This is a genomic window from Streptococcus mitis (assembly GCF_001074635.1).
Lineage (GTDB): Bacteria > Bacillota > Bacilli > Lactobacillales > Streptococcaceae > Streptococcus > Streptococcus mitis_E.
This window is the reverse complement of the sequence record NZ_JUQO01000099.1, coordinates 1-1,868: the sequence shown is the minus strand read 5'-3', so window position 1 is coordinate 1,868 and position 1,868 is coordinate 1. Positions and strand designations below refer to the sequence as shown.

The window sequence follows — 1,868 nt, the reverse complement described above, 5'->3', positions numbered from 1 at the left end:
ATCACAGCTATCACAGCTATCACAGCTATCACAGCTCAATTATACCATTTTTAATATATTTACACAATAAAAAACCGGTTTGTTCTATCAATAAAAGTTAAAAATTTTTAATTATTTATAAAATATCAATATATCATATTGTTTTGAACAAAAAAAGAGAGGTTCACCTCTCTCAAATCTAGATTTTTTCGAGAATATAACAACAGCCTTGCACCTCTTAAAATGAGGAACAAGGCTGTTTCTTAATCTTTTGCATTCATTGTTCAACAATAAACAGTTCTTATTTTGACTAAACTTTTAGTCTTCTTTTTTCTTTCCAAGAGCAAGTCCGAGACCACTTAACATGCCAAGAAGTCCTAGAGATGCAAGAGTCGCATTTGATTCTGTTCCTGTACTTGGCAATACAGTTTGAGAATCATTTGATTTAGTTAGTGCATTGCTCACTACTTCCCCCACTTGTTCATTTAGAGTAACTTTCTCAGATTCACGTTCCGTATCATCAGATTGCACTGGTTGAGGGTTATTAGATTCATGATTACTAGATTCTTGGTTACTAGTTTCACGATTACTAGATTCTTGGTTACTAGATTCATGATTACTAGTTTCATGATTACTAGTTTCATGGTTACTAGTTTCATGGTTACTAGATTCATGGTTACTAGTTTCATGGTTACTAGTTTCATGGTTACTAGTTTCATGGTTACTAGTTTCATGATTATTAATTCCTATTAATCTATTAGATGAAACTTTTTTGAAGATGTGTTTAACAACATGCTTTTCTTCATCTTTTTCTGTTCTTAAAAAGACATATTCTTCGATTTCACCCGCTTCTAATGCCTCGTTAGCACCACCCAGTGTAGCTGGTTCTTTGACATCCGCTGGTTTTAGATCATGACCATCCTCATCAACCCACTTAGTGATAAGTAGTGCAGCTATATCCAATTTAGCTGATTCTAAAATATGTTCATTAGAAATTAGAACACTTATATCCTCAGTAATATTTCCTGTATTTGGTTCAACTCTATAAGTAGTTACTGTCTTAACAACATTATCTCCATCCTTAGAATATACTACTTTATCCTTCGCTGGAATTTTAACGATCGTATTAGTTGGTTCTTTCGTACGAACTGGTTTTCCTACAATTGGGGTAATTTCCCCTGTTGTTGGATTTACTCTGTACGTTGTTGTGATTGTATCTTCACCATCTTCACCTTTAACGGTGATTGCTTCAGTACCTTTTTCTTTCGTATCATCTTTTTCGTAAACTACTGGAGATGGTACTGCCTTCTTCTCAACCGTTGGTTCTTTCTTTGTTCCGTAAGTAGTTACTGTTGTAGGAGCTACCTTACCTGTTTTTGGATCAACTTCATAAGTTGTAGTCTTGATAACTTCACGACCTTGCTCATCCTTACTACGCTCAACCTTAGTTTTAGCCCCAACCTTAACTATTGTTTTACCAGCTGGAGTGACCACTGGGTTGCCAACGTGTTCTGTGATATGACCGTCCTTTGGATCTACATCGTAAGTGGTTGTAGTAACTGTTTTACCTCTTTCACCCTCAGTACGCTGATCTAGTGTACCGAAGTCTTTTTCAACATCTTTAACGTATTCCACTTCTGGTTCAATTGATGTTTCTACTACTTTATCCTTAGCCGCGACTTTAACTATTGTTTCTGTTGGATTTACTATTACTGGATTTACTTCATTTGGAGTAACTTCCCCATTATCTGGATTTACTGTGTAAGTCGTTGTCGTTGTCTTACTTCCGTCTTTTCCTGGGACAGTAATATTATCTTGACCTTTTTCGCGACTAACATCTTTTTCGTATTTTACTGGGGATGGGATTGTTTCTACTTCTACTTTATCTT

The 1,868-nt window shown here is 35.4% G+C and carries 1 protein-coding gene; it reads right to left on the bottom strand.

Translation table 11 applies throughout. From position 1 onward, the window contains the following. Positions 1-297 precede the first annotated feature (297 nt). On the bottom strand, positions 298-1,868 hold a 1,571-nt coding region (locus tag ADI58_RS04110), incomplete at its 5' end, for a G5 domain-containing protein (RefSeq protein WP_049521567.1).